23 protein-coding genes and 1 pseudogene are annotated in these 24,213 nt (G+C 64.3%); 16 read left to right on the top strand and 8 right to left on the bottom strand.

Annotated features, from left to right (window positions below):
- Positions 1–109 precede the first annotated feature (109 nt).
- From RFM40_RS23355 to RFM40_RS23345, 3 genes are all read left to right on the top strand, one after another.
- A complete protein-coding gene (locus RFM40_RS23355; protein WP_320224136.1) occupies positions 110–883 on the top strand; it encodes a TlyA family RNA methyltransferase in 774 nt (257 codons plus the stop codon).
- Complete coding sequence (locus RFM40_RS23350; protein WP_320224135.1) at positions 880–2,121, top strand: class I SAM-dependent RNA methyltransferase; 1,242 nt, start codon at positions 880–882, stop codon at positions 2,119–2,121. The genes RFM40_RS23355 and RFM40_RS23350 overlap by 4 nt, the downstream gene beginning before the upstream one ends.
- Positions 2,122–2,288: 167 nt before the next feature.
- Positions 2,289–4,997, top strand: a complete 2,709-nt coding sequence (locus tag RFM40_RS23345; RefSeq protein ID WP_320278296.1) for a caspase family protein — start codon at positions 2,289–2,291, stop codon at positions 4,995–4,997.
- A gap of 156 nt (positions 4,998–5,153) precedes the next feature.
- Here RFM40_RS23345 and RFM40_RS23340 read toward each other — a convergent pair whose 3' ends face one another.
- From RFM40_RS23340 to RFM40_RS23325, 4 genes are all read right to left on the bottom strand, one after another.
- Positions 5,154–5,819 carry a transglutaminase-like cysteine peptidase gene (locus RFM40_RS23340; RefSeq protein ID WP_320278295.1) on the bottom strand — a complete coding sequence of 222 codons (666 nt, stop codon included), beginning with the start codon at positions 5,817–5,819 and terminating at the stop codon, positions 5,154–5,156.
- Between the two features lie 138 nt (positions 5,820–5,957).
- Entirely contained in the window at positions 5,958–6,227 is a 270-nt protein-coding gene (locus RFM40_RS23335) for an AbrB/MazE/SpoVT family DNA-binding domain-containing protein (protein ID WP_320220186.1), read from the bottom strand.
- Between the two features lie 34 nt (positions 6,228–6,261).
- A complete protein-coding gene (gene tldD / locus RFM40_RS23330; RefSeq protein WP_320278294.1) occupies positions 6,262–7,674 on the bottom strand; it encodes a metalloprotease TldD in 1,413 nt (470 codons plus the stop codon).
- 131 nt (positions 7,675–7,805) lie between these two features.
- The gene (locus RFM40_RS23325) at positions 7,806–8,348 is read right to left on the bottom strand and encodes an invasion associated locus B family protein (RefSeq protein ID WP_126101453.1); all 543 of its coding nucleotides are present in this window, start codon (positions 8,346–8,348) and stop codon (positions 7,806–7,808) included.
- Positions 8,349–8,675: 327 nt separating this feature from the next.
- On the opposite strand from RFM40_RS23325, the gene coxB reads away from it, so the two are divergent.
- The 12 genes from coxB to RFM40_RS23265 all read left to right on the top strand — a co-directional run bounded on the left by coxB (position 8,676) and on the right by RFM40_RS23265 (position 18,432).
- Positions 8,676–9,560, top strand: a complete 885-nt coding sequence (coxB, locus tag RFM40_RS23320; protein ID WP_320224131.1) for a cytochrome c oxidase subunit II — start codon at positions 8,676–8,678, stop codon at positions 9,558–9,560.
- Between the two features lie 38 nt (positions 9,561–9,598).
- Positions 9,599–11,248, top strand: coding sequence for a cytochrome c oxidase subunit I (gene ctaD / locus RFM40_RS23315; RefSeq protein WP_320278293.1), 1,650 nt, complete (start codon positions 9,599–9,601; stop codon positions 11,246–11,248).
- Positions 11,249–11,318: 70 nt separating this feature from the next.
- Positions 11,319–12,263, top strand: a complete 945-nt coding sequence (locus RFM40_RS23310) for a heme o synthase (RefSeq protein ID WP_320278292.1) — start codon at positions 11,319–11,321, stop codon at positions 12,261–12,263.
- A complete protein-coding gene (locus tag RFM40_RS23305; RefSeq protein WP_320224128.1) occupies positions 12,260–12,442 on the top strand; it encodes a hypothetical protein in 183 nt (60 codons plus the stop codon). The genes RFM40_RS23310 and RFM40_RS23305 overlap by 4 nt, the downstream gene beginning before the upstream one ends.
- A gap of 7 nt (positions 12,443–12,449) precedes the next feature.
- Entirely contained in the window at positions 12,450–13,076 is a 627-nt protein-coding gene (locus RFM40_RS23300) for a cytochrome c oxidase assembly protein (protein WP_320278291.1), read from the top strand.
- A gap of 1 nt (position 13,077) precedes the next feature.
- Positions 13,078–13,959 (top strand): cytochrome c oxidase subunit 3, encoded by an 882-nt coding sequence (locus RFM40_RS23295; protein WP_320278290.1) that lies wholly within the window; start codon positions 13,078–13,080, stop codon positions 13,957–13,959.
- Between the two features lie 86 nt (positions 13,960–14,045).
- Positions 14,046–14,477 carry a DUF983 domain-containing protein gene (locus tag RFM40_RS23290; RefSeq protein ID WP_320278289.1) on the top strand — a complete coding sequence of 144 codons (432 nt, stop codon included), beginning with the start codon at positions 14,046–14,048 and terminating at the stop codon, positions 14,475–14,477.
- Positions 14,474–15,229, top strand: a complete 756-nt coding sequence (locus tag RFM40_RS23285; protein WP_320278288.1) for an SURF1 family protein — start codon at positions 14,474–14,476, stop codon at positions 15,227–15,229. Before RFM40_RS23290 ends, RFM40_RS23285 begins: the two co-directional genes overlap by 4 nt.
- A 75-nt stretch (positions 15,230–15,304) precedes the next feature.
- Positions 15,305–16,309: a 4-hydroxy-3-methylbut-2-enyl diphosphate reductase gene (ispH, locus tag RFM40_RS23280; protein WP_320278287.1), complete on the top strand. Its 1,005-nt coding sequence runs from the start codon at positions 15,305–15,307 to the stop codon at positions 16,307–16,309.
- 6 nt (positions 16,310–16,315) lie between these two features.
- Complete coding sequence (locus RFM40_RS23275; protein WP_320224123.1) at positions 16,316–17,278, top strand: homoserine kinase; 963 nt, start codon at positions 16,316–16,318, stop codon at positions 17,276–17,278.
- Positions 17,275–17,805, top strand: a complete 531-nt coding sequence (gene rnhA / locus RFM40_RS23270; protein WP_320278286.1) for a ribonuclease HI — start codon at positions 17,275–17,277, stop codon at positions 17,803–17,805. Before RFM40_RS23275 ends, rnhA begins: the two co-directional genes overlap by 4 nt.
- A gap of 33 nt (positions 17,806–17,838) precedes the next feature.
- Entirely contained in the window at positions 17,839–18,432 is a 594-nt protein-coding gene (locus tag RFM40_RS23265; protein WP_320278285.1) for a histidine phosphatase family protein, read from the top strand.
- A gap of 12 nt (positions 18,433–18,444) precedes the next feature.
- On the opposite strand, the pseudogene RFM40_RS23260 reads toward RFM40_RS23265, so the two are convergent.
- From RFM40_RS23260 to RFM40_RS23250, 3 genes and pseudogenes are all read right to left on the bottom strand, one after another.
- Positions 18,445–18,919 (bottom strand): annotated as a pseudogene (locus RFM40_RS23260) (DUF2938 domain-containing protein).
- Positions 18,919–19,401, bottom strand: coding sequence for a peroxiredoxin (locus tag RFM40_RS23255; protein WP_320272903.1), 483 nt, complete (start codon positions 19,399–19,401; stop codon positions 18,919–18,921). Before RFM40_RS23255 ends, RFM40_RS23260 begins: the two are co-directional and overlap by 1 nt.
- Before the next feature lie 79 nt (positions 19,402–19,480).
- A complete protein-coding gene (locus RFM40_RS23250) occupies positions 19,481–20,287 on the bottom strand; it encodes a protein-disulfide reductase DsbD domain-containing protein (RefSeq protein WP_320278284.1) in 807 nt (268 codons plus the stop codon).
- A 127-nt stretch (positions 20,288–20,414) separates the two neighbouring features.
- On the opposite strand from RFM40_RS23250, the gene RFM40_RS23245 reads away from it, so the two are divergent.
- Entirely contained in the window at positions 20,415–21,020 is a 606-nt protein-coding gene (locus tag RFM40_RS23245) for a YqgE/AlgH family protein (RefSeq protein WP_320224438.1), read from the top strand.
- Positions 21,021–21,323: 303 nt separating this feature from the next.
- Here the strand turns inward: RFM40_RS23245 and RFM40_RS23240 are convergent, their stop codons facing one another.
- Entirely contained in the window at positions 21,324–24,212 is a 2,889-nt protein-coding gene (locus RFM40_RS23240; RefSeq protein WP_320278283.1) for an EAL domain-containing protein, read from the bottom strand.
- Position 24,213 lies beyond the last annotated feature (1 nt).

Genomic DNA, 24,213 nt, shown 5'->3' with positions numbered 1-24,213 from the left:
GCGTCCTCCCAAGGTGAAACGGCTTTTCGCCTCCGTATTCTGCCGCGTCATGCGCCATATTCAACACGCTGCCATTGCCTTCGCGGCTTGGTTTCGCCAATGAAGGCCGATGAACTCTCCGTTGCCAGCCAGCGCGCGCCTCAGGCTCGACGAACTGCTTGTCGAGCGCGGCCTGTTCGCCAGCCGTTCGCGCGCCCGCGACGCGATCGAACGCGGCACGGTCACCGTCGGCGGTGCTGTTGCCCGCAAGCCTGGCCAGTCCGTCGCGCCGGACTGCCTCGTTGCTATAAACGATCCCGCGCAGGCCTATGTCTCGCGCGCGGCGCTGAAGCTGATTGCCGGTCTAGACCGTTTTGGGCTCGATCCTTCGGGCAGCGAAGCGCTCGACATCGGCGCCTCGACCGGCGGCTTCACCCAGGTGCTGCTCGAGCGCGGCGCCGCCCATGTCACGGCGATCGATGTCGGCCATGGCCAGATCCATCCCGACATTGCCGGCAATCCTCGTGTGACGGTGATTGAAGGGCTCAACGCTCGCGACCTGACCGCCGCCGATCTCGGCGGCCGTATCCCGGATTTCCTCGTCTGCGACGTCAGCTTCATCTCGCTGAAGCTGGCGCTGCCGCCAGCGCTCGCCTTGGCGGGCGAGGGCGCCAGGGCGCTGCTGCTCGTCAAGCCGCAATTCGAGGCCGGCCGCAAAGCGATCGGTAAGGGCGGCCTGCTCAAGGATCCAAGCGATGCAGAATGCATCGCCGCCGGTCTGCGCGACTGGCTTGCCGGCATTTCCGGCTGGCGCGTGCTCGGGCTGCACCCGTCACCGATCGAAGGCGGCGACGGCAATCGCGAATTCCTGCTTGCCGCGATCAAGGACGGCGGACCACGATGAGCACGCGCTTCACCATCGCCAGACTTGGCGCGCAGGGCGATGGCATCGCTGTGGCCGAGGGTGGCGAAGTCTTCATCCCGTTCACGCTGCCGGCCGAGACGGTCACCGCGGCGCGCCAGAAGGATCGCGCGGCGCTGATGTCGGTGCTGGAGGCCTCGCCGCTCCGGGTCGAGCCGCCCTGCCGGCATTTCACCGAATGCGGCGGCTGCGCGCTGCAGCATTTTGAGACCGAGGCGTATCGCAAATGGAAGCGCGAGCGGGTGGTGCAGGCGCTGAAGGCCAAGGGCATCGCCTGCGAGATCGATGCGCTGGTGCCTTGCGCGCCGCAGACTCGCCGCCGCGTCGTCTTCAGCGCCCGGCGCACCGAGGCCGGCATGCTGCTCGGCTTCGTGCGCGCGCTTTCTTCCGAGATCATCCCGATCGAGGAATGCCCGATCTCGCTGCCGGCGATCGTTGCGTCGCTCGGTCGCTTGCGACGGCTGGCCGATCTGGTTTGCGCCACGCAGAAAGCCTTCCATATGACGGTCACCGTCACGGCTTCCGGTCTCGACGTCGCCGTTCAGGACGCTGGCAAGCTTGGCGACAACCAGCGTCGCATCGCCTCGAATTTCGTGATGGCCGAGGGGCTGGCGCGGCTTTCCGTAGATGGCGAGATCATCGTCGAGCCGAAGAAGCCGGTGGTGCAGTTTGGATCGGTCGCCGTCGCCGTTCCGCCCGGCGCCTTCCTGCAGGCGACGGAGGCCGCCGAGCAGGCGATGGCCGGTCTCGTCGGCCAGCACCTTTCGCGGGCGAAGAAGGTCGCCGACCTGTTCGCTGGCTGTGGCAGCTTCGCGCTCAGGCTCGCGGCGAAGTCGGAGGTCCATGCCGTGGAGGGAGACGCGCCGGCGCTCGCGGCGCTCGACCGGGCTTTCCGTTTCGCCAGCGGCCTGAAGCGGGTGACCAGCGAACGCCGCGACCTCTTCCGCCGGCCGCTGACCTTCAAGGAATTGAACGGATTCGACGGCCTGGTCTTCGATCCGCCGCGTGCCGGAGCCGAGGACCAGTCCAAGCAGATCGCCCGTTCGGACGTGCCGGTGGTCGCGGCCGTGTCCTGCAATCCGGTGACGCTGGCGCGCGACCTGCGCATTCTCCTCGACGGCGGCTATCAACTGAAGAGCGTGACGCCGATCGACCAGTTCCTGTGGTCGCCGCATGTCGAGGCCGTCGCGCTGCTGGAGAAACCGAAACGGCGCCGGTAGTCTACAACCGGTGGTTCGCGGAAATTTGTGAAGTCCCTGTTCTTTCGACGAAATTGCGCCCCAAAGCCGCCTTTTGCGCATCTTATCTTTGCGCAGTTTGGGAAACATTCCGGCCTCTCCGACGTTATTATTCTCGGACAGATGGCGGATAGCGGATTGCGGATGCAATGCGGACGCTTCAGAAACTCCTCGGCCTCGTCGTCGTTCTTATCTTTTTCGCCGTCAGCTCCGCGACCGGAGCACTGGCGCAAGGTGAAAAACGTCTGGCCTTCGTCATGGGCAATGGAGCCTATAAGACCGGCGAACTGGCGACGGCGGCCAATGACGCTGGCTTGATCGCACAGACATTGCAAGCCGCCGGGTTCGACGTGGTCGGCGCACGTGACGTGGATCAGGACTCGCTGCGCGGCGCGTTCCGCGATTTCATGGGGAAGGTGTCCGCCGCCGGTCCCGACGCCGTCGTTTTCGTCTATCTCGCCGGCCATGGCGTGCAGTTCGAGGGCGAGAACTACTTCCTGCCGGTCGATGCCCAGATCTCCAATCCGAACGACGTCCCGCTTCAGGCGATGCGGCTCTCCGATATCACAAAGCCGCTGTCCGGGCTGTCGACGAAGGTCAATATCGTCGTGCTCGACGCGGCGCGGCCAAATCCCTTCCCGAAGTGGAAGGAGCCGCTGGCCGGCGGCCTCGCATTGGTCGACCCCGACCCGAACATGCTGATCGCGTTCAACGCGGCTCCGGGAACGGTCGCACCCGAAGGCAAGGGCCCCTATGGCGCCTATGCTCAGGCGCTCGCCGAGATGATCCGCGAAGGCGGGTTGTCGCTTGACGAAGTGTTCGACCGCACACGTCTGCGCGTCAACGAGGTGACGCAAGGCGCGGAAGTGCCGTGGAATGCCTCGAAGATCACCACGCCGTTCATCTTCTTCGACCGTGCTGCGGACGCGCCCGCGCCCAAGGTGTCCGAGGCCGAATCCCGGTCCAATCGGACCAGGGCGATCCGCGATTTTAACGCCCACGACGCTTATGTCGCGGCTCTCGACCGCGACACGCTGAGCGGCTACCAGGAGTTTCTCGTCGCCTATCCGCACGATCCGATGGCCAAGCGGGTGCGAGCCATCATCGCAGCGCGGCGCGAGGCGATCACCTGGCGCGAGACCTGGCTGCAGGACACGCCGGAAGCCTACTGGTCCTACCTGGAGCGCTACCCGCATGGCCCGCATGCGTGGGACGCGCGCCGCCGGCTCGAGCATTTCGATGCTGCCCTAGAGCCGCCGGAGGAATTCACCGTCATTGTCTATGATGTGCCACCGCCGCCGGAGGAGGAGATCATCTACGTCGATAGGCCGGTGCTCTATTTCGACGATCCCGATTTCGACTTCGAGCCGCCGCCGCCGATCGCTGTGATCTTCCTGCCGCCGCCGCCGCCGGATTTCGTCGTGCTTGAGCCACCGCCGCCGCCGATCGACATCTTCGTGCTGCCGACGCCGGTGTTCGTGCCGATACCCGTGTTCATCAACCCGCCGCGCCACATCGTGCGGCCGCCGAACGACATCATCTTCAACAACATCCACAACACGACCGTCATCAACAACATCAACACGACGATCAAAAACGAGACGATCAATCAGGCCGCGCAGCCAAGCGCCGGTGTTCAGGTAGACCGCAGCACAGGCCCGAAGACGACCGAAGGCGCCGTTGGCGCCCGCGCGGATGCGCTGGCGGCCAAGGTCGCGTTGCCGCCGCTGCTGAAGAAGAGGGCGGCCAAGTTCCGTCAGGCCCCATCCAATCAGCAACAGGGCGCCTTGCCGCCGAAGCCTGGCAAGCGCGTTATTCAGGGCCAGCAGCAGCCTGGTGCCGTGACTCCGCAGCCGGAGACCCTGTCCAGAACCGGCAAGCTCTCAACCGATCACGCCTTGCCCGGAGCCAATGGCAAGAGGCTGCCGCTCGTCAACGGCAAGCCGGCGCTGAACGGCGAGAATTTGCCAGGCAACAAGTCCAGGAAGCAGTTCGGCAAGCAAGGCACCGTAGGCGGCAACCAGGAGGCGACGGGAAATGCCGGTGCCGCTGTTACCGGAGAGCAGGGCACGGCTCAGCAGAAGGGCAAGAGGTTCCGCAAGCTGCCGACCGTCAACGGTGCGCCGGCCGAGAAAGGGCTGAGTGCCGAGGAGAGGTTCAGGAAGAATAATCCGAACGCCTTCTCCGATCAGAACACCGGCAAGCCGAAAAAGCTGAAGCGCAAGGATTTGTCCGCCAGCCAGTCCACTGTCGAACCAAGCGATCAGGGCCCGGCCAGCGGAAACAAAGGCAGGAAGTTCCGCAAGCTGCCGACCGTCAACGGTGAGCCGGCCGAAAACCGGCCTAGCGTGCGGAAGCGGCTCAGGAAGAACAATCCGGAGGTGTTCTCCAACCAGGGTCAGGGTTCGGGCGACGAGAGCGCCAAGAGCAGGAATTTCCGCAGACTGCCGACCGTCAACGGTGAGCCAACCGACAACGGACCGGCCGTGCAGAAGCGGTTCAGGAGGGAAAATCCGGAAGAGTTCTCCAACGAGAATCAGGGCTCGGCCAACAGGGTTGACAGGAGCAGGAAGTTCCGCAGGCTGCAGAACAACGAGGAAGGGACCGCCGGCCCGGAGGTCAACGTCCAGCGCAACTTCAAGGTCAACAGGCCGCACGAGAATGCGCAGCGCCAGTTCAGGCAGGAAAGGCCAAACGAGCAGGTGCTCCGGCCGCAGAGATCGGAGCCGAGGCCGGAATTCCGCGCGCAGCCGAGACCGCAGATGCAAGAGCGGCGTGTCCCGCAGGAGCAGCCGCAGCAGCAACTCAAGAGGAAGCCGTCTTGCGGACAGCAGGGCGAACCGGCCTGCAACCAGTAGGCTGGCGCGGTCGGACCCGCGCCTTACCTTTGCGAGCCGATTTTTCGGCCATGAACTTGCAAGGCAGGGGCGCCGGTCTGTAGCGCGTATCAACCGTCAAAAGCGGAATGCCTCGGCTCTCGCAGGCCGCTCGGCCTACACGCCTGGCGGCGTCCGTCAGGTCTTCGGCGTGCCGCCCCGCTGATTGATCGACACCCAGACGTTCGGGTTCTGCTGCGACTGGCGTTTCAGGAAATAATAGCCGGTCGCGTTCCAGGGCCGGACCTCGTCGGCCAGATTGTCGAGCACCAGATCGCCCTTGTCCGTCTTCACCGTCAGGATGGTGTGGCCTTCATTGTTCAGGTCGCGCACCACCGTCATCAGCAGCGCTTGTCGGGGAAATCCCGCTTCCATGAGAAGCTTGCGCTTGTAGAGCGCGTAGATCTTGCAATCGCCCTTGCCGTCCACCGGATAGTCCCAGTGGTCCATCATAGTGCCCCAGTGATCGTAATTGCTGACGGGCTTGATGGCGCGGTTCGCCTTCTGGTTTATCCGCTTGATGGTGCGCAGGGTCTGTGCGGTCAGCTTGACGTTCGCGGCCGGCAAAGCCGCCACCTTGCATTCTTTCGGCCGGCGGCCGCAGAAATCGAGCCAGCCATAGGGGACGCTGGTGCGTCCTCCAACCGACGCGGAGCGGACCCTTTCCGCGGAAGGCTGCGTCGATGGCCGCTTGAACAGTGTCGACTGCGCCGCTGCCGTGTCTACGGATAGCGACGTCGTACCAATCAACGAAACGAGGCCGAGAAGGAAACAAGAGGTCAGGACGCCAGGGGAACGCAGCACTGCCAACACCACCGCAACGAGAAGACTGGTGACGAGTTAACGCGGAAACGGCGGTCCAATCAATTGAACAATTAATAATTTCCTAACACGATCGTGTTCGCGTCCGACGAGGCCGCTACGCCTCTTCAAGGATTGGCATCAATCGCGAGCGTGGCGCCGCTGCGCTTCGGCAAGGACGCCCGCATCCATTTCTTCCAGCGTCTTCGCACCATGCTGCAGGACGCCAAACACGTCCTCCGGCCGCGTCGGCGCAAAGGCCGGCACCGGCTTCAAAAGAACGCCCTCTGGCGTGTCTTCGACCTGCAGGCGCGTGCCAGCACCCCAGCCCCTTCGTTTCCGGATGGCGCTGGGCAGGGTCACCTGTCCCTTGGTCGAGACGGTCGTTGTGAGTTTTTCGGAGCGGGCCATTTGGGCTTGATAATACCCAAACGGCCCCCATGCCTCAAATCCTGGTGCCGCCCACCGTCATCTGGTTCATCCTCAGATGCGGCTGGCCGACGCCGACGGGCACGCCCTGTCCGGCCTTGCCGCACATGCCGATGCCATTGTCGAGCTTCATGTCGTTGCCGATCATGGCGACGCGATGCATGGCGTCGGGCCCGTTGCCGATCAGCATCGCGCCCTTGATCGGCTGCGTCACCTTGCCGTCCTCGATCATGTAGGCCTCGGTGCAGCCGAACACGAACTTGCCGGACGTGATGTCGACCTGGCCGCCGCCGAAGGAAACGGCATAGATGCCGTTCTTGACCGAGGCGATGATGTCTTCCGGCGGCATGTCGCCCGCGGTCATGTAGGTGTTGGTCATGCGCGGCATCGGCTGATGCGCGTAGCCCTCGCGCCGGCCGTTGCCCGTCGCCTTCATGCCCATCAGCCGGGCGTTCTGGCGGTCCTGCATATAGCCGACCAGTCTGCCGTCCTCGATCAGCACGTTGCGCGCCGAAGGTGTGCCTTCGTCGTCGACGGTGAGCGAACCGCGCCGCTCGGCGATCGTGCCGTCATCGACCACGGTGACGCCCTTTGCCGCGACTTGGCTACCCATAAGGCCGGCGAAGGCCGAGGTCTTCTTGCGGTTGAAGTCGCCTTCCAGCCCATGGCCGACCGCCTCGTGCAGCATCACGCCCGGCCAGCCGCTGGAAAGCACGATGTCGAACGTGCCTGCGGGCGCCGGAACGGCCTCGAGATTGACCAGCGCCTGCCTCAGCGCCTCGCGCGCGGCATGCTTCCAACTCTCCTCGGTAAGGAACTCGCCAAAGCTCTTGCGGCCGCCCATGCCGTAGGAGCCGCTCTCCTGCCGGTCGCCGTCGCCGACCACCACCGAGACGTTGATCCTGACCAGCGGCCGGATGTCGCGAACGATCTGGCCATCGCCGCGCACGATCTCGACATGCTGCCAGGAGGCCGCGAGCGAAGCCGTCACCTGGCGTACGCGCGGATCGGCGGCGCGCAGCCAGGCGTCGATCTCCTGCAACAGCTTGGCCTTTGCCTCGAAACTGGGCGAGGGGATGGGGTTCTCGTCGCCATAGAGGTGGCGATTGGTGCGGGCGGGCGCCGCGGCGAGCGTACCGGAGTAACCGCCCTTGACCGCCGAGACGGCATCGGCCGCGCGCAGCAGCGAGGCTTCGGAAAGATCGCTGGAATGGGCATAGCCGCTGGCTTCGCCTGCGACGGCGCGCAAGCCAAAACCCTGGTCGGTGTTGAAATTGGCCGTCTTCAGCCGGCCGTTGTCGAACATCAGCGCTTCGCTCTCGCTGTATTCGAGGAATAGTTCGCCGTCGTCGGCGCTCTTGATGGTGTCGGCGACGATCTCTTTGACGCGGTCGTCGGAAATGTCGAATTGGCCGATCAGGCTGTTCATGGCAGGGCTGTCCGCTGGCGGTTTCGTCTTCCCCCGATGTAGGGGCGAAGACAGGTCAAGACAATCGCCACCGTTTACACGGGATCGTCATCGCCGCGGGCCGACTTGACGACCGCATTGCAACGCCGGGCTCAGGGCAGGGCGGCGAAGCCTTCGGCGAATCCCTTCAGATCGACGGGAATGCCGATGCCTTCCTCCGGCGTCTGGAACACGATGAAAGTGGCCGAGGTGCCGCTCTTCAGCGTGTCGAGCAGCGGCTTCTCGAGGATCACTTCCGCATAGCAGCCGTCCTGGAAGCAGCGCACGAAATAGGCGCGGCCGATGTCCTTGCCGTCGACATTGAGGCCAAGCCCATTGGGCAAGAGCACGCCGAGCGGCGCCAGCACCCGCAGGATCTCGGCCTTGTTGTCGGCGGTGCGCAGCACCACCACCGAAAGCCCCATTTCCGGACGATCCTCGGCGACGACGTTCTGCATCATCACGCATTGCTCGGAGGTCGCGCCGGCCGGCGTGTCGCAGATGATCGACCACGCTCCATGCGTCGACTTGACAGTGCCGCTGGGCGGCGCGGCGGTCTGAGGTGGCGCGGCGCTCGCCACGCCGGTCAGGCCGGCGCCAAGCAAGGCGGCAAGGAAGACGACCTTCGCCAAGGGTCTCGAAAGCCAGGAAGTCATGACGGCTCCATTGCGAATCAGGGCACTTTAAGCTGCGCCAAGGCCAAGTAAAGGACGAGACCATCGCCGGCCCGCCCAGATACCGGCAATTACGCGCTTTTCCAGAGCAAATTCGCCCGAATTGCGACCACCCGGCGTGCACCGCCCCGATGGCCGGGGATGCCCTTTAGGTTGCGCGCAAAAATGCCGCACGGTTTCGCCCGCTCCTTCCTTGCGGAGGGAATTAGAGTATGGTTTGAACCAGCTAGGGACAGACCGGGATTCCCAATCCCGGCGTCGTTCGTTATTGGTGCGATCCGATTGCAGGAAGTGGGAGACGAGAGGGCGATGAGAAAATTCATGGCAAGCGCCAGGCTTCTGGCAGGTGCCGCGGGTGCTGGCGCGCTCCTCTCCGGCGTGCCCGCCTATGCGGATCAGCCGCAGCCTTGGGAGACTGCCTTCCAGGCGCCCGCGACCGAAATGATGCGGCAGATCGAGTGGTTCGGGAACTACACGATGTGGTTCGTCGTCCCGATCACAGTCCTGGTGCTGGCGCTGCTTGCCGTTTGTGTCCTGAGGTTCCGCGCCAGCGTGAACCCGGTTCCTTCCAGGACCAGCCACAACACGCTGATCGAGGTGATCTGGACGGTCGGACCGGTGATCGTGCTGCTGCTCATCGCTATCCCATCCTTCCAGCTGCTCACCGCGCAGTACACGCCGCCGGAAGAAGCCAAGCTCACCGTCAAGGCGACCGGCAACCAATGGAACTGGGACTACGAATACCAGATCGACAAGAGCTTCTCCTTCAACTCGGCCGTTCTCCAGGACGCTGACCGCGCCAAGGCCGGCAAGGAAGACCGCAACCTTTATCCGCGCCTGCTCGCCGTCGACAACGAGCTGGTGGTGCCGGTCAACACCATGACCCGCGTGCTGATCACCGCCACCGACGTCATCCACTCCTTCGCCGTGCCGTCCTTCGGCATCAAGATGGACGCCGTGCCCGGCCGCACCAACGAGACCTGGTTCAAGGCGGAGAAGGAAGGCCTCTATTACGGCCAGTGCTCGCAGCTCTGCGGCAAGGATCACGCCTACATGCCGATCGCGGTTCGCGTCGTGTCCGACGCGCAGTTCAAGACCTGGATGGAGACGGCCAAGACCGACGTGCCGGCCGCCAACAAGGCGCTGATGGCCGCGATCGATGGTACCAACAAGGTAGCGGCCGCCGGCAACTGACGCCGCGGGTTAGCAAGATTTAGGGAACGGAGCGGAATATGGCAGAGGCTGCAGCTCACGACCACCACGACCACAGGCCGCATGGCTGGGTCCGCTGGGTGTACTCGACCAACCACAAGGACATCGGCACGCTCTATCTGATCTTCGCGATCATCGCCGGCGTTATCGGCGGCGCGCTCTCGGTCGCCATCCGCATGGAGCTGCAGGAGCCGGGTATCCAGATATTCAGCGGTCTGGCTCAGATGGTCTACGGCATGCAGGGCGACGCCGCCATCGACGGCGGCAAGAGCATGTACAATGCCTTCGGCGCCGCGCACGGCCTGATCATGATCTTCTTCATGGTGATGCCGGCCCTGATCGGCGGCTTCGCCAACTGGATGGTGCCGATCATGATCGGCGCGCCGGACATGGCCTTCCCGCGCATGAACAACATCTCCTTCTGGCTGCTGCCGCCGGCCTTCCTGCTGCTGCTCGGCTCGATGTTCGTGCCGAGCGCGCCCGGCGCATTCGGCGTCGGCGGCGGCTGGACGATCTATCCGCCGCTCTCGACCTCCGGCCAGCCTGGCCCGGCGATGGACCTCGCGATTCTGTCGATCCATATCGCCGGCGCTTCGTCGATCCTCGGCGCGATCAACTTCATCACCACCATCTTCAACATGCGCGCGCCCGGCATGACCATGCACAAGATGCCGCTGTTCGCCTGGGCGGTGCTGATCACGGCCTTCCTGCTGCTCTTGTCGCTGCCGGTTCTGGCTGGTGGCATCACCATGCTGCTCACCGACCGCAACTTCGGCACATCCTTCTTCGTGCCTGACAATGGCGGTGATCCGCTGCTCTTCCAGCACCTGTTCTGGTTCTTCGGCCACCCCGAGGTGTACATCCTGATCCTGCCGGGCTTCGGCATTATCAGCCACATCGTCTCGACCTTCTCGAAGAAGCCCGTCTTCGGCTATCTCGGCATGGCCTACGCCATGGTCGCGATCGGCGCCGTCGGCTTCATTGTCTGGGCGCACCACATGTACACAACCGGCCTGTCGCTCGACACGCAGCGCTATTTCGTGTTCGCCACCATGGTCATCGCGGTGCCGACCGGCGTGAAGATCTTCTCCTGGATCGCCACGATGTGGGGCGGCTCGATCTCCTTCAAGCCGCCGATGCTGTGGGCGCTGGGCTTCATCTTCCTGTTCACGATCGGCGGCGTCACCGGCGTTCAGCTGGCCAATGCCGGTCTCGACCGCTCGCTGCACGACACCTATTTCGTGATCGCCCACTTCCACTACGTGCTGTCGCTGGGCGCGGTGTTCGCCATCTTCGCCGGCTGGTACTACTGGTTCCCGAAGATGACCGGCTACATGTATTCGCCGGTGATCGCCAACACCCACTTCTGGGTCACCTTCATCGGCGTCAACCTGATTTTCTTCCCTCAGCACTTCCTCGGTCTCGCCGGCATGCCGCGCCGCACCGTCGACTATCCGGATGCGTTCGCCGGCTGGAATATGGTCTCGTCCTACGGCTCCTACATCGCGGCCGTCGGCGTGGCGATTTTCCTCTACGGTGTGTTCGAGGCGTTCCAGAAGAAGCGCGTCGCCGGCGCCAATCCGTGGGGCGAGGGTGCCACCACGCTCGAATGGCAGCTGCCTTCGCCGCCGCCGTTCCACCAGTGGGAACAGTTGCCGAAGATCAAGTAAGCAGCGATGCATGCGAGGCCGCCGGTGAGCCGGCGGTCTTGGCCAACGGAATGATGGACGTTAAGTACGCATGGCCCTTGCCGACGACAGATTGATGGAGAAAGCGGGCTTTCACATGTCGGAAGCGACCGCGGGCGATTTCTTCGCCCTCCTGAAGCCGCGCGTCATGTCGCTGGTCGTCTTCACGGCCTTTGTCGGCATGGTCGCCGCGCCCGTCGCCATCAATCCGCTGCTTGCGGTGATTGCCATCCTGGCAATCGCCATCGGTGCTGGCGCCTCGGGCGCGCTCAACATGTGGTACGACGCCGACATCGATGCGGTAATGACCAGGACCGCCGGCCGTCCGGTGCCAGCCGGCCGCGTCACGCCCGGCGAGGCGCTGAGCTTCGGCCTGGTGCTCTCCGTTCTGTCGGTGATGACGCTTGGCGTGCTGGTCAACTGGCTGTCTGCGGCGCTTCTTGCCTTCACCATCTTCTTCTACGCCGTCATCTACACGATGTGGCTGAAGCGCTGGACGCCGCAGAACATTGTCATCGGTGGCGCCGCCGGCGCCATTCCGCCGGTGATCGGCTGGGCGGCCGTGACCGGATCGGTCAGCCTCGAAAGTCTGATCCTGTTCCTCATCATCTTCCTCTGGACGCCGCCGCATTTCTGGGCGCTGGCTTTGTTCAAGTCCGATGATTACGCCCGCGCCGGCATCCCGATGATGCCGAACGTCGCCGGTCAAGCCTCGACCCGCCGTCAGATATTTGCCTATGCGCTGATCCTCGCGCCGGTTGGTGTGCTGCCCTGGGTCCTCGGCTACACCACCGCTGCCTATGGCGCCGTCTCCGCCGCGCTGGGCGCGGGCTTCGTCTGGTATGCCTGGAAGGTGCTGGGCATGAGCGACGGCGACCGCGCGATGAAGCCGGCCAAGGCGCTGTTCGGCTATTCGCTGCTCTATCTCTTCGCCGTCTTCGCCGCCTATCTCGTCGACAGCGTGGTCGGGCGCGCCCTCATGACGGGGGGAGCATGACCGTGGCCGACAAGAACCTCGAACTGGTCACCTTGACCGAACGCCAGCAGAAGGCGCGGCGCAACCGCTCCGTCGCTATCGGCGTGGCGCTGGCCGCGCTCGTCATCATCTTCTACGTCGCGACCCTGGTGAAGTTCGGCCACAACGCTTCCGGCCTCATGCCGACGAATTTGATGTAAGGCGGCGATGAGCGGCGAGATCAGACCCATCGGCAAGAACAGCAACCGCATCGTCGTGGCGGTCTGCCTTGCCTTCTTCACCGGAATGGTCGGCATGGCCTACGCGGCGGTGCCGCTCTACAAGATGTTCTGTCAGGCCACCGGCTATGGCGGCACGACGCAGCGCGCCGAGAAGCAATATGCCGGCCGCGTGCTCGATCGTGACATCACCATCCGCTTCGACGCCAACACCAATGGCATTCCGTGGCAGTTCGAGCCCGTCGCCCGCTCGGTGACGATCAAGATCGGCGAGACCACACAGGCGCATTACAGCGCGACCAACAATTTCGATCGCCCCATCACCGGCCGCGCCTCCTTCAACGTGCAGCCGGAAATGGCAGGCGCCTATTTCAACAAGGTGGAGTGCTTCTGCTTCACCGACACGACGCTGAAGCCCGGCGAGACGCTGGACATGCCGGTCGTGTTCTATGTCGATCCAGACATCGTCAACGTGCCGGAACTGAAGGACTTGAAGACCATCACCCTGTCCTACACGATGTTCCCGGTCGAAAAGAAACAGCCGGTCGCATCGTCCGCGCCGGCCGCTGGCAGCAGCAACAAAGTTCCAGATTCCGAAGCAAGCCTCGGGGGTTGATATGGCAGACGCGCACGCAAAACCGAACCACGACTACCATCTCGTCAATCCGAGCCCCTGGCCTTTCCTGGGCTCGATCGGCGCGCTGGTCACGGCCATCGGCGGCGTCTGCCTGATGCAGTATCTGAAGGCGGGCAACTTCCCGATCTTCGGCCACAACATCGCCAATCCGTGGCTGTTCTTCATCGGCCTGATCATCGTGCTCTACACGATGTTCGCCTGGTGGTCGGACACCATCAAGGAAGCGCATGAGGGCCACCACACGCGTGTCGTGTCGCTGCACCTGCGCTACGGCATGATCATGTTCATCGCCTCCGAGGTGATGTTCTTCGTCGCCTGGTTCTGGGCCTTCTTCGACGCCAGCCTGTTCCCCGGCGAGGTGGCGCAATATGCCCGCGCCACCTTCACCGGCGGCGTCTGGCCGCCGAAGGGCCTGGAGGTTCTCGACCCCTTCCACCTGCCGCTCTATAACACCATCATCCTGCTCCTGTCGGGCACGACGGTGACCTGGGCGCACCACTCGCTCATTCATGGCGACCGCAAGGGCCTGATCAACGGCCTGGTGCTGACCGTCGGCCTCGGCATGCTGTTCACCATGGTGCAGGCCTACGAGTACATGCACGCCCCCTTCGGCTTCAAGGATTCGATCTACGGCGCCACCTTCTTCATGGCGACCGGCTTCCACGGCTTCCACGTCATCATCGGTACCATCTTCCTGCTCGTCTGCCTGGTGCGCGCGATGCGCGGCGACTTCACCCCGAAGCAGCATTTCGGGTTCGAGGCGGCCGCCTGGTACTGGCACTTCGTCGACGTGGTCTGGCTGTTCCTGTTCAGCGCGATCTATGTCTGGGCCTCGAACGGCGCGATGATCGAAGCCCATTAAAATCAACGGCTTTCGGAATCCCAATAAGGCGGCTGCGGCGACGTGGCCGCCTTATCTTTTTGAGCGAAAGGGTCTACGGTGCGGACATGAGCGAAGACAAGGCGATTGAAGACAAGGCGACTGAAGACAGGGCGATCGAAGACAGGGCGATCTGGCCCCCCATCGACCCGGTTTCGGCCGGACTGCACGGCCGCTGCCCGCGCTGCGGCGAGGGCAAGCTGTTCTCCGGCTTCCTCACCGTCGGCAAGCGCTGCTACAATTGCGGCCTCGACTATTCCTTCGCCGATGCCGGCGACGGCCCGGCTGTCTTCGTCATCCTGATCATCGGCTTCATCGTCGTCGGCCTGGCGCTGTGGATGGAAGTGACGCTCAGCCCGCCGCTCTGGCTGCATTTCATCTTGTGGATACCGCTGGCGCTGGTGCTGTGCCTGACGGCATTGCGCCTCATCAAGGGCGTGCTGATCACCCTGCAATATTCGAAGAAGGCCGCGGAAGGCAGGCTGGACTCGGGCCAATGAGCGAAGCGACCAGTTCGGCTGCCGGCCGTTCGCGGCCGCGCAATGCATTGCTGCTTGGGCTCGGCCTTGTCCTGTTCGCCATTCTCCTCGGTCTCGGCACCTGGCAGGTCCAGCGCCTTCACTGGAAGGAGGGCCTGCTCGAGACCATCGACCGGCGCACCCATGCGGCGCCGCTGCCACTGGCCGATGTCGAGAGAGAGTTCGCCGCCACCCACGATGTCGACTACACGCCGGTGACGGTGACCGGTACTTTCCTGCACCAGGGCGAGCGGCATTTCTTCTCGACCTGGGAAGGCGATACCGGCTTCAACGTCTACACGCCCCTGCAGCTCGACGACGGCCGTTTCGTGCTCGTCAACCGCGGCTTCGTTCCCTACGATCTCAAGGACCCGGCCAGGCGCCGGCAGGGCGAGGTCGCCGGCAAGGTGACGGTGACCGGGCTCGCCCGCAATCCGCTGCCGGAAAAACCCTCGATGATGCTGCCCGACAATGATGTCGCCAAGAACATCTTCTACTGGAAGGACCGCGACGTCATGGCCTCGAGCGCGGGCCTGCCTGCCGGCGCCGTGCTGGTGCCGTTCTTCATCGACGCCGACAAGACGCCGAATGCCGGCGGCCTGCCGGTCGGCGGCGTCACCATCATCGATCTGCCGAACAACCATCTGCAATATGCCGTCACCTGGTACGGCCTTGCCGCCGCCCTTGCCGCCGTGCTCATCCTCAGGCTCCGCCGCACGGCGAAAGAAGGGTGAACGCCGCCGCTCTTGACAGGGCAGGGGTGCACGTCTCATTTCGCCTCCAGCTTTCCGACTGAACCGGCCCGTTTCATGATTGAGAAAAAGCCACCGCTGACCATCAGGCTCTGCCAGCCGCGCGGCTTCTGCGCCGGCGTCGACCGCGCCATCCAGATCGTCGTGCTGGCGCTGAAGAAATACGGTGCGCCGGTCTATGTCCGCCACGAGATCGTGCACAACCGCTATGTGGTCGAGGGGCTGCAGAGCCTGGGCGCCGTGTTTATCGAGGAACTATCCGAGATCCCGCCCGAGCATCGGCGGTCACCGGTCGTCTTTTCCGCGCATGGCGTGCCGAAATCGGTGCCGGCCGACGCCGAGGCGCGCAACCTCTTCTATCTCGACGCCACCTGCCCGCTGGTGTCGAAGGTGCACAAGCAGGCGATGCGCCACCAGCGGCTCGGCCGCCACGTGCTGTTGATCGGCCATGCCGGCCACCCGGAGGTGATCGGCACGATGGGCCAACTGGCGGAAGGCGCCGTCACCCTGATCGAGACCGAGGCGGACGCAGCAACCTTCGTGCCGGCGGACCCGGCGGCGCTTGGCTTCGTCACCCAGACGACATTGTCGGTCGAGGACACTGCCGGCATCATCCGGGCGCTTGAGCAGCGCTTCCCCGAACTTCATGCGCCGGCGGCCGAATCGATCTGCTATGCCACCACCAACCGGCAGGAGGCGGTGAAGGAAACGGCAGCCGGCGCCGACCTCTTCCTCGTCGTCGGCGCGCCCAACTCGTCCAACTCGCGGCGTCTCGTCGAAGTGGCGGAACGCGCCGGCGCCGCGATGTCGCTTCTCGTGCAGCGGGCTTCCGAAATTCCGTGGGATGAGATCGGCGAGATTTCGACGCTCGGCCTGTCGGCCGGCGCCTCGGCGCCGGAAATCATCGTCGACGAGATCATCGACGCGTTCCGGCGGCGCTTCGACGTCACCATCGATCTGGCCATCACGGCCACCGAAACGGAGGATTTTCCGGTGATGCGGGTGTTGCGCGATGTCGAACTGACGGCGGCCGACATGGCCTTCGTCAACGGAGCCGCGTGAACCCAAATGGCTGTCTACACCGACGTCAACGAAAACGAGCTCAGCACGTTCTTGAAAGCCTATCCGGTGGGCGAGCTCTTGTCCTACAAGGGCATCGCCGAGGGCACCGAGAACTCGAATTTTCTCGTCCACGCCTCCACAGGGTCCTACATCCTGACGCTCTACGAGAAGCGCGTCGACAAGGCCGATCTGCCCTTTTTTCTCGGCCTGATGGGCCATCTGGCGCGAAAAGGCATTTCCTGCCCGCTTCCGGTCACCGCGCATGACGGCACCGTCATCGGCACGCTCGCCGGCCGCCCCGCCGTCATCATCACCTTCCTCGAGGGCCTCTCGCTCAGGCGCCCGACCGCAGCGCATTGCGCCGAGGTCGGCAAGGCTCTGGCCGCGCTCCATCTGGCCGGCCGGGATTTTCCGATGAAGCGGCCGAACGCGCTTGCCATCGATGGCTGGCGCAGGCTCTGGGCCGCATCGCGCGACCGCGCCGACGAGGTCGAGCCGGGGCTGGCGGCCGAGGTCGACGCCGACTTCCTCGACTTCGAGCGCAACTGGCCGGCCGGTCTGCCGCAAGGCATCATCCATGCCGATCTCTTCCCGGACAATGTCTTCTTCCTCGGCGAGAAGCTCTCGGGCCTGATCGACTTCTATTTCGCCTGCGACGACCTCTACGCCTACGATGTCGCCACTTGCCTCAACGCGTGGTGCTTCGAGAAGGATTTTTCCTTCAACCTCACCAAGGGCACGGCGCTGCTTGCCGGCTACCAGTCGGTGCGGCCGTTGCAGAGCGAGGAAAAGGCGGCGCTGCCGATGCTGGCGCGCGGCTCGGCGCTGCGCTTCATGCTGACCAGGCTCTACGACTGGCTGACCATTCCCAATGGCGGGCTGGTGATGAAGCGCGATCCGACCGAATATATACGCCGCATGCGCTTCCACCGCGCGATCAAGTCTCCTTCCGAATACGGGCTGACATGAGCAAAGAGATCGAGATCTTCACCGATGGCGCCTGCTCCGGCAATCCCGGGCCCGGCGGCTGGGGCGCGGTGCTGCGCTACAACGGCGTCACCAAGGAACTGTCGGGCGGCGAGGCGGAGACCACCAACAACCGCATGGAACTGCTTGCCGCCATCACGGCGCTCAATGCGCTGAAGGAGCCCTGCACGGTCGACCTCTACACCGACAGCAAATACGTCATGGACGGCATCTCCAAATGGATCCATGGCTGGAAGAAGAACGGCTGGAAGACCGGCGACAAGAAGCCCGTCAAGAACGGCGAGCTCTGGCAGGCGCTCGACGATGCCAACCGGCGCCACAAGGTTATCTGGCACTGGGTGAAGGGCCATGCAGGCCACCCCGAGAACGAGCGCGCCGACGAACTGGCGCGGCAAGGCATGGCGCCGTTCAAGAAAGGGCCGGTCAAGCCTGCAGCGGCTTCGCAGCCAGTGGCGCGTGCAAAGCAGCCGTCGGTCGCAAAGGCTCGCCGCTCGACCCAGAGCTATTGATCTCCGCAGCTCTCTGACCGGAGGAGTTCTGTCGTGCCGATCGCCTACTACATCACGCATCCCCAGGTTCAGATCGATGCCAGCATCCCGGTGCGGGAGTGGGGGCTGTCCGACATCGGCAGAGCCAGAGCATTTGCGATGCTCGATCAGCCCTGGATCGGGTCGATCCGGCGCATCGTCTCGTCGGGTGAGCGCAAGGCGATCGAAACCGCCGAAATCCTCGCAAAGCGTCTCCGTCTTACCGTCGAGGTGAGGGAACGCATGCACGAGAATGACCGATCGGCAACGGGTTTCCTGCCGTCGCACGAATTCGAGGTGGTTGCCGACCAGTTCTTCGCCAATCCACACGACAGTGTTCGCGGATGGGAGCGAGCCGTTGATGCCCAAACTCGTATCGCGAGCGAGGTCGACGCTGTGCTCGGCGTCGACGACACCCAGGACATCGCCTTCGTCGGCCACGGAGGAGTGGGAACGCTTTTGCTGCTCCATCTAAGCGGACGGGAAATCAGCCGCGAAGCTGATCAACCGGCCGGTGGCGGCAACTACTTCGCATACGATATCGGCGCGCGACGCATCGTCCACGGATGGCGGCCGATCGACAGGCCGGCGCCACAGCACAGCAGTTAACCACTCGAGAATTCAGCGGATCATCAGCGCCGTGGAGAACAGGCCGAGCGCGAATACCGTGTGCGACACCAGATTGAGCATGCGGACCAGCATCGGGTTGGGCAGTTTCGATGCAGCCCACCCTGCACCCATCCCGGGCGCCAGCAGGAACCAGCCGGCGCCGACGGTGACGATGCCGAGGATGAAGGCCGGCAGGAAGGTCGGCGCGGCGAGCCAACCGGCGCCCGCGAGCACGACCAGGATGACGCCGTAAAGGATGCCGACGAGATAGTGGAACGCCCAGCCCAGCGCCTTTTCATGCGGATAGGGCGCGGCCTGGCCGATATCGTCGTGGAACACTTTTTCGGGCAGATGCCGGACCCAGCGGCCGACCAGGCCCCAGTTCGGCCGCGGCAGGCCGAATGCCTTGTTGAGGACAATCGCCCAGACGTCCATGAAGACCGTGGCGCCGATGCCGATCGCGACGGCGCCAGACGATATCGAGCATCAGAGCTGCTCGAGGATCTTGGCCGCGCCGCTCTCGTCGACGCCCGGCTTGGTTTCGACATTGAGCGCCACGACCTTGCCGTCGTCGACGATCATCGAAAAGCGCTTCGAGCGCAGCCCCATGCCGTTTGCGGAGAGGTCGTTGTCGAGCCCGACCGATTTGGCGAAATCGCCGCTGCCGTCGGCCAGAAAGAGGATCTTGCCTTCGCCGCCGGTGAAGCGCGCCCAGGCGCCCATGACATGGACGTCATTGACCGAGACGACCGCGATGGTGTCGACGCCGCGCGCCAGGATGGCGTCGTGGTTCTCGAGGTAGCCCGGCAGGTGGTTGTTGCTGCAGGTCGGCGTGAAGGCGCCTGGCACGCCGAACAGCACGACCTTCTTTCCGGCAAAGATTTCGGCGCCTGTGATCGGCTTCGCGCCGTCGGCGGTCATGATCTTGAATGTCGCCTCGGGCAGTTTTTCGCCAACCGAAATGGTCATGGGTTCCTCGCTAGCGAGATTGGAAGGATCAGTGCGTATCGGACCGAGCTGCTTTCCGCAACCACCGAGCGAGCCTGGATCAAGGGAAAGGCAGCACCCCGTCGACCGAACCCTCGGCGCTGGTCAGCGTGTAGTAGAGCCCGCCATCCGTGGGCGTCGCCGACGGCCGGTCGAGGATCGGCACGATGAAGACGACCTTGCCGTCCTTCTCGCTCCGCACCGGCGCGCCGAACATGTAGTCGCGCTCGCCGGCGATGAAGAAATCGACGGAATTCGGATCGCCTGGCGAATGCGCCTCGACGACAAGGGTTTCGTGGTCGCCGGGCAGCACGCGGACGCCGAAATCCGGCCGCGCGGGCGAGGGAAGCGTTGCAAGCGCCGTTTTCACCAGCGCCGCGTCCGTGGCGTTGTCCGGATCGGAAGCCGGATCGACGCTGAGCCGCGTCTGCACCGGAATGCAGATCGTCTCGCATATGCCGAGGAAGGCGTTGGCATCGATGGTCGCCGGCTGGTCGGGCGCCGACAGCGTGAAGGTCACCGGCAGCGACACCGGGCGGTCGTAGCCGGCCCATTTGCCGTAGCCGTCGTCGTGGCGCTGCGGCGGCGGAAACGACAGCCTTGCGTCGGCGATGTTGGTGCTGGCCGAGATATCGAGCTGCGGCGGCACGCCGGCGTCGCCGGGGTCGCGCCAATAGGTTTTCCAGCCGGGCTTCAGCGCGATGTCGAGCACGCCGTGGATCTTGCCCGCCTCGTCCGGCTTGCCGCTGGTCACCAGCCGCACTCTGCCGCCTTCGCTGTTGTACCAGGCCGAGGACGATGCCTCGGCAGGCAGGCCTGTACCCAGGCCGATAACGGCGCCGAGCGCCACAATGTTCAGGTATCGCATGGCGGTGATTTGATCGCCCGTTCTTGGCCGCGCAATGATTTCATGTTCCAGCCGGTATCATATTTGCGTGACATCCGGCAGCCTCACCATCTTTTCGGCGCGGCGGAAACGCGTTACGCTCAGCCTCATGGACCTATTACGCCACAAGAAGAGGGCCCGGCGCGGCTTTCTCGACGATCAGTTCCTGATTGCCATGCCCGGCATGAAGGACGACCGTTTCACGCGCTCGGTCATCTATATCTGCGCCCACAGCGACGAGGGCGCGATGGGCCTGATCATCAACCAGACGCAGCAGATGCTGTTCCCGGACCTTCTGGTGCAGCTCGGCATCATGAACGAGCAGGAGGCGATCCGCCTGCCGGCGCATGCCCGCGACTTCGTCGTGCGCAATGGCGGGCCGGTCGATCGCAGCCGCGGCTTCGTGCTGCATTCCGGCGACTATCGCGTGGAATCCTCGCTCAGCGTCTCCGACGACATTTGCCTGACCGCTACGGTCGACATCTTGCGTGCCATCTCGACGGGCCGCGGACCGCGGCACGCGCTGATGGCGCTCGGCTATTCCGGCTGGGGTGCCGGCCAGCTTGAAAGCGAGATCGCCGAGAATGGCTGGCTGACCTGCCCGGCCACGACCGAGCTTTTGTTCGACGCAGACATCGAGCGCAAATACGACCGCATCCTAGCCTCGATCGGCATCGACCTGGCCCACCTCAGCGCCGCCGCCGGACACGCTTAGGCGCCGCGTCATGGCTGCGGTCCCGTGGCGTCGTCGCAAACATTGGAGATTGGCCGAGCCGCCGGTCACCCTCGTCATCCTATGGCGGAGCAAGGAGCGAAGCGACGCGGCGCAGACCATAGGATCCATGCCGTTACTCCGGAGCGCTGCGACGGTGCAGAATTCTGCTCCGCTGCACCCTTCATTGAGGTTACGGCATGGATCCGAGGGTCTCCGCGACGGAGCTACGCTCCTGCTTCGCCCTAGGATGACGAGGTTGGTAGGGCCTCCGCCAGTCTGTAAGCGCTGATGCGCTACGCCAACCTAAGCCTGCGTCAGCGGGTACTGTTCCCTCAGCGTCTTCAGCACCTGATCGCCGGGCATCGGCGCGCCGAACATGAAGCTCTGGACATATTCGCAGCCCATCTGCCGCAGCTCCAGCGCGTCGCTTTCGTCGGAGATGCCTTCGGCGACGACCGACAGGCCGAGCTCATGCGCCATGTTGACCATGGATTTGAGCAGCACCGCCCGCTTCGGTGTGGCATCGTCGACGAAGCTCTTGTCGATCTTGATCGTGTCGAAGGGGAAGCGCGTCAGATAGGAGAGCGACGAATAGCCGGTGCCGAAATCGTCGAGCGATAGCCCGATGCCGAGCTGCTTCAGCTTGCTCAGCACATGCGCGGTCTGCTCTGGGTTGTCCATCACTAGGGATTCGGTGAGCTCGAGCCGGAAGCAGCGCGGCTTGAGATTGGCGCGCGCGATGACCGAGCGGACATCGCTGACGAGATCGCGGCGGATGAGCTGCCGGCTGGAGAGATTGACCGAGACCGACAGCGGCGCGTCGCCGATCTGCTTCTGCCAGGCCGCCAGGTCCTCGGCCGCCTGCTGCATGGCGAAGAGGCCGAGCTGCACGATCAGCCCGCAATTTTCGGCCACCGGGATGAAATCCCCCGGCGGGATCATGCCGCGCCGCGGGTGATCCCAGCGCAGCAGCGCCTCGAAGCCGGCGACGCTGCCGTCCTCCAGCCGCACGATCGGCTGGTAGGCAAGGGTGAATTCGCGTCGCTCGATGGCGCGGCGAAGGTCGGATTCGAACTGCAGCCGGTCGGTGCCGACGGTGCGGAAGGCCGGCCGGAACGGCTCGATCCTGTCACCGCCGAAGCGCTTGGCCTGGTGCATCGCAAGCTCGGCGTCCTTGACCATGTCTTCGGACGAGGTCTGCGCCGTCGTCCAGGTGATCAGGCCGATCGAGGCGGTGAGCACGATCTCGCGCTTGGCGAAGGTGATTGGGTTGTTGATCGCGTGCTTGATCGCGTCGGCCATTGCGGCGATGCGGGCCGGATCCTGCTCGGAAAGCAGCATCAGCGCGAACTGGTCGCCGGCAAAGCGCGACAGCGAATCCTTGGGCTTGAGCAAACGGTGCAGCCGGCGCGCGATGGTGAGCAGAATGGTGTCGCCGGCCGAGATGCCGAGACCGTCATTGACCTGCTTGAAGCGGTCGATGTCGATGACGAAGACGGTCGGGCGCACCTTGTCCTCGGTGCGGGCGATCGAGATGATCGCCTCCAGCCGGTTCATGAACAGCTCGCGGTTCGGCAGGCCGGTGAGGTTGTCGTGCACGGCGTCGTGCAGCAGCCTCTCCTCGGACTTCTTCTGCTCGGTCACATCGACCATGGTGCCGACGCAGCGGATCACTTCGCCGTCCGATCCGATCACTGGCCGTGCGCGCAGCGAGAACCAATGATAGTGGCCGTCGGCGCCGCGCAGGCGGAAGTTCTGTGCCACTCGGCCTCGCCGGTGCTCAAGCACCACGTCGAGCGTGGTGCGGAAGGTGTCGCGGTCGTCGGCATGTAGCACCGGCAGCCAGTTGCGCGCCGCGCCCGACAGGCTGTTGGGGGCAAGGCCGAGCTGCAGGCTGATGTCGGGCTTGGTCACCACGCGGTCGCGCAGCACGTCCCAGTCCCACACGATATCGCCCGACCCGGCAACGGCGAGCGCCTGGCGCTCGAGGTCCGAGAACAGGCCCTGATGCAGCGCGCCGCCGGCAAAGGCGTGCTGCATGACGGTGAAGCCGATCAAAAGGATGATCAGGATCAGGCCGCCGCCCAGCGCCGGCTGGGCGATGTCGTTGTCCAGCATGCCGGTGATCGCCATCCACGACCCGCATAGCCATAGGAGCACCATGACCCAACTCGGCACCAGCATGATGGCGCGGTCATAGCCGCGAATACCGAGGAAGATGATGAGGCCGAGGCCGGCGAGCGCGGTGGCGGCGAACGAGATGCGGGCGATGCCGGCGGCCACCGCCGGATCGACGATGGCCACACCGGCAATCAAGAGCAGCCCGAGGATCCAGACCAGGGCGCCATAGCTGAAATGGCCGTGCCATCGGTTGAGGTTGAGATAGGCGAACAGGAACACCACGAAGGTTGCGGCCAAAGCCACCTCGGTGCCGGCACGCCACATCTGCTCGTTGCCGGGCGAGATCTCGATGACCTTGTTGAGAAAGCCGAAATCGACGCAGATATAAGCAAGCACCGCCCAGGCGAGCGCGGCGGTGGCCGGGAACATGGAGGTTCCCTTGACCACGAACAGGATCGTCAGGAACAGCGCCAGAAGCCCGGCGATGCCGATGACGATGCCGCGAAACAGCGTGTAGGAATTGACCGAGTCCTTGTAGGATTCCGGATCCCAAAGATAGACCTGCGGCAGCTTCGGCGAGGCAAGCTCGGCGATGAAGGTGACGACCGTTCCGGGGTTCAGCGTCACCCGGAAAACGTCGGCGTCCGGGCTGGTCTGGCGGTCGAGCGCGAAGCCTTCGCTGGGCGTGATCGCGGCGATGCGGGTCGAGCCGAGATCCGGCCAGAAGATGCCGGAATTCACCAGGCGGAAATGCGGCGCGACGATCAGCCGGTCGAGCTGCTGGTCGGTGCTGTTGGCGAGCGCGAACACCGCCCAGTCGCCGGTCGAACGCGCGTCATTGGCCTCGACCTCGATGCGTCGCACGATGCCGTCGGGCCCGGGCGCGGTCGAGACCTGGAAATTCTCGCCCTGGTTCCGGTAGATCTCGACGGCGCCCGAAAGGTCGAGCGCCTTGTCGTCGCGGGCGATCTTGATCGGCTCGACGGCAAGCGCCGGCGCGGCCGATGAAAGCGTGACGACGACCGCAAGGATGAGGGCGAACAGCGACGCGATTCGCGAAAAATTCGTCACA

The sequence above is a fragment of the Mesorhizobium captivum genome (genome assembly GCF_033977165.1).
In the GTDB taxonomy this organism is placed as follows: domain Bacteria; phylum Pseudomonadota; class Alphaproteobacteria; order Rhizobiales; family Rhizobiaceae; genus Mesorhizobium; species Mesorhizobium captivum.
This window is presented reverse-complemented; position numbering and strand designations above follow the sequence as displayed.

Excerpts from the sequence above, each read along its gene's own strand:
- RFM40_RS23355 (WP_320224136.1), top strand. The coding sequence starts at position 110 with ATGAACTCTCCGTTGCCAGCCAGCGCGCGCCTCAGGCTCGACGAACTG.
- RFM40_RS23350 (WP_320224135.1), top strand. The coding sequence starts at position 880 with ATGAGCACGCGCTTCACCATCGCCAGACTTGGCGCGCAGGGCGATGGC.
- RFM40_RS23345 (WP_320278296.1), top strand. The coding sequence starts at position 2,289 with ATGCGGACGCTTCAGAAACTCCTCGGCCTCGTCGTCGTTCTTATCTTT.
- RFM40_RS23335 (WP_320220186.1), bottom strand. The coding sequence starts at position 6,227 with ATGGCCCGCTCCGAAAAACTCACAACGACCGTCTCGACCAAGGGACAG.
- tldD (WP_320278294.1), bottom strand. The coding sequence starts at position 7,674 with ATGAACAGCCTGATCGGCCAATTCGACATTTCCGACGACCGCGTCAAA.
- RFM40_RS23325 (WP_126101453.1), bottom strand. The coding sequence starts at position 8,348 with ATGACTTCCTGGCTTTCGAGACCCTTGGCGAAGGTCGTCTTCCTTGCC.
- coxB (WP_320224131.1), top strand. The coding sequence starts at position 8,676 with ATGAGAAAATTCATGGCAAGCGCCAGGCTTCTGGCAGGTGCCGCGGGT.
- ctaD (WP_320278293.1), top strand. The coding sequence starts at position 9,599 with ATGGCAGAGGCTGCAGCTCACGACCACCACGACCACAGGCCGCATGGC.
- RFM40_RS23310 (WP_320278292.1), top strand. The coding sequence starts at position 11,319 with ATGGCCCTTGCCGACGACAGATTGATGGAGAAAGCGGGCTTTCACATG.
- RFM40_RS23305 (WP_320224128.1), top strand. The coding sequence starts at position 12,260 with ATGACCGTGGCCGACAAGAACCTCGAACTGGTCACCTTGACCGAACGC.
- RFM40_RS23300 (WP_320278291.1), top strand. The coding sequence starts at position 12,450 with ATGAGCGGCGAGATCAGACCCATCGGCAAGAACAGCAACCGCATCGTC.
- RFM40_RS23295 (WP_320278290.1), top strand. The coding sequence starts at position 13,078 with ATGGCAGACGCGCACGCAAAACCGAACCACGACTACCATCTCGTCAAT.
- RFM40_RS23290 (WP_320278289.1), top strand. The coding sequence starts at position 14,046 with ATGAGCGAAGACAAGGCGATTGAAGACAAGGCGACTGAAGACAGGGCG.
- RFM40_RS23285 (WP_320278288.1), top strand. The coding sequence starts at position 14,474 with ATGAGCGAAGCGACCAGTTCGGCTGCCGGCCGTTCGCGGCCGCGCAAT.
- ispH (WP_320278287.1), top strand. The coding sequence starts at position 15,305 with ATGATTGAGAAAAAGCCACCGCTGACCATCAGGCTCTGCCAGCCGCGC.
- RFM40_RS23275 (WP_320224123.1), top strand. The coding sequence starts at position 16,316 with ATGGCTGTCTACACCGACGTCAACGAAAACGAGCTCAGCACGTTCTTG.
- rnhA (WP_320278286.1), top strand. The coding sequence starts at position 17,275 with ATGAGCAAAGAGATCGAGATCTTCACCGATGGCGCCTGCTCCGGCAAT.
- RFM40_RS23255 (WP_320272903.1), bottom strand. The coding sequence starts at position 19,401 with ATGACCATTTCGGTTGGCGAAAAACTGCCCGAGGCGACATTCAAGATC.
- RFM40_RS23250 (WP_320278284.1), bottom strand. The coding sequence starts at position 20,287 with ATGCGATACCTGAACATTGTGGCGCTCGGCGCCGTTATCGGCCTGGGT.
- RFM40_RS23245 (WP_320224438.1), top strand. The coding sequence starts at position 20,415 with ATGGACCTATTACGCCACAAGAAGAGGGCCCGGCGCGGCTTTCTCGAC.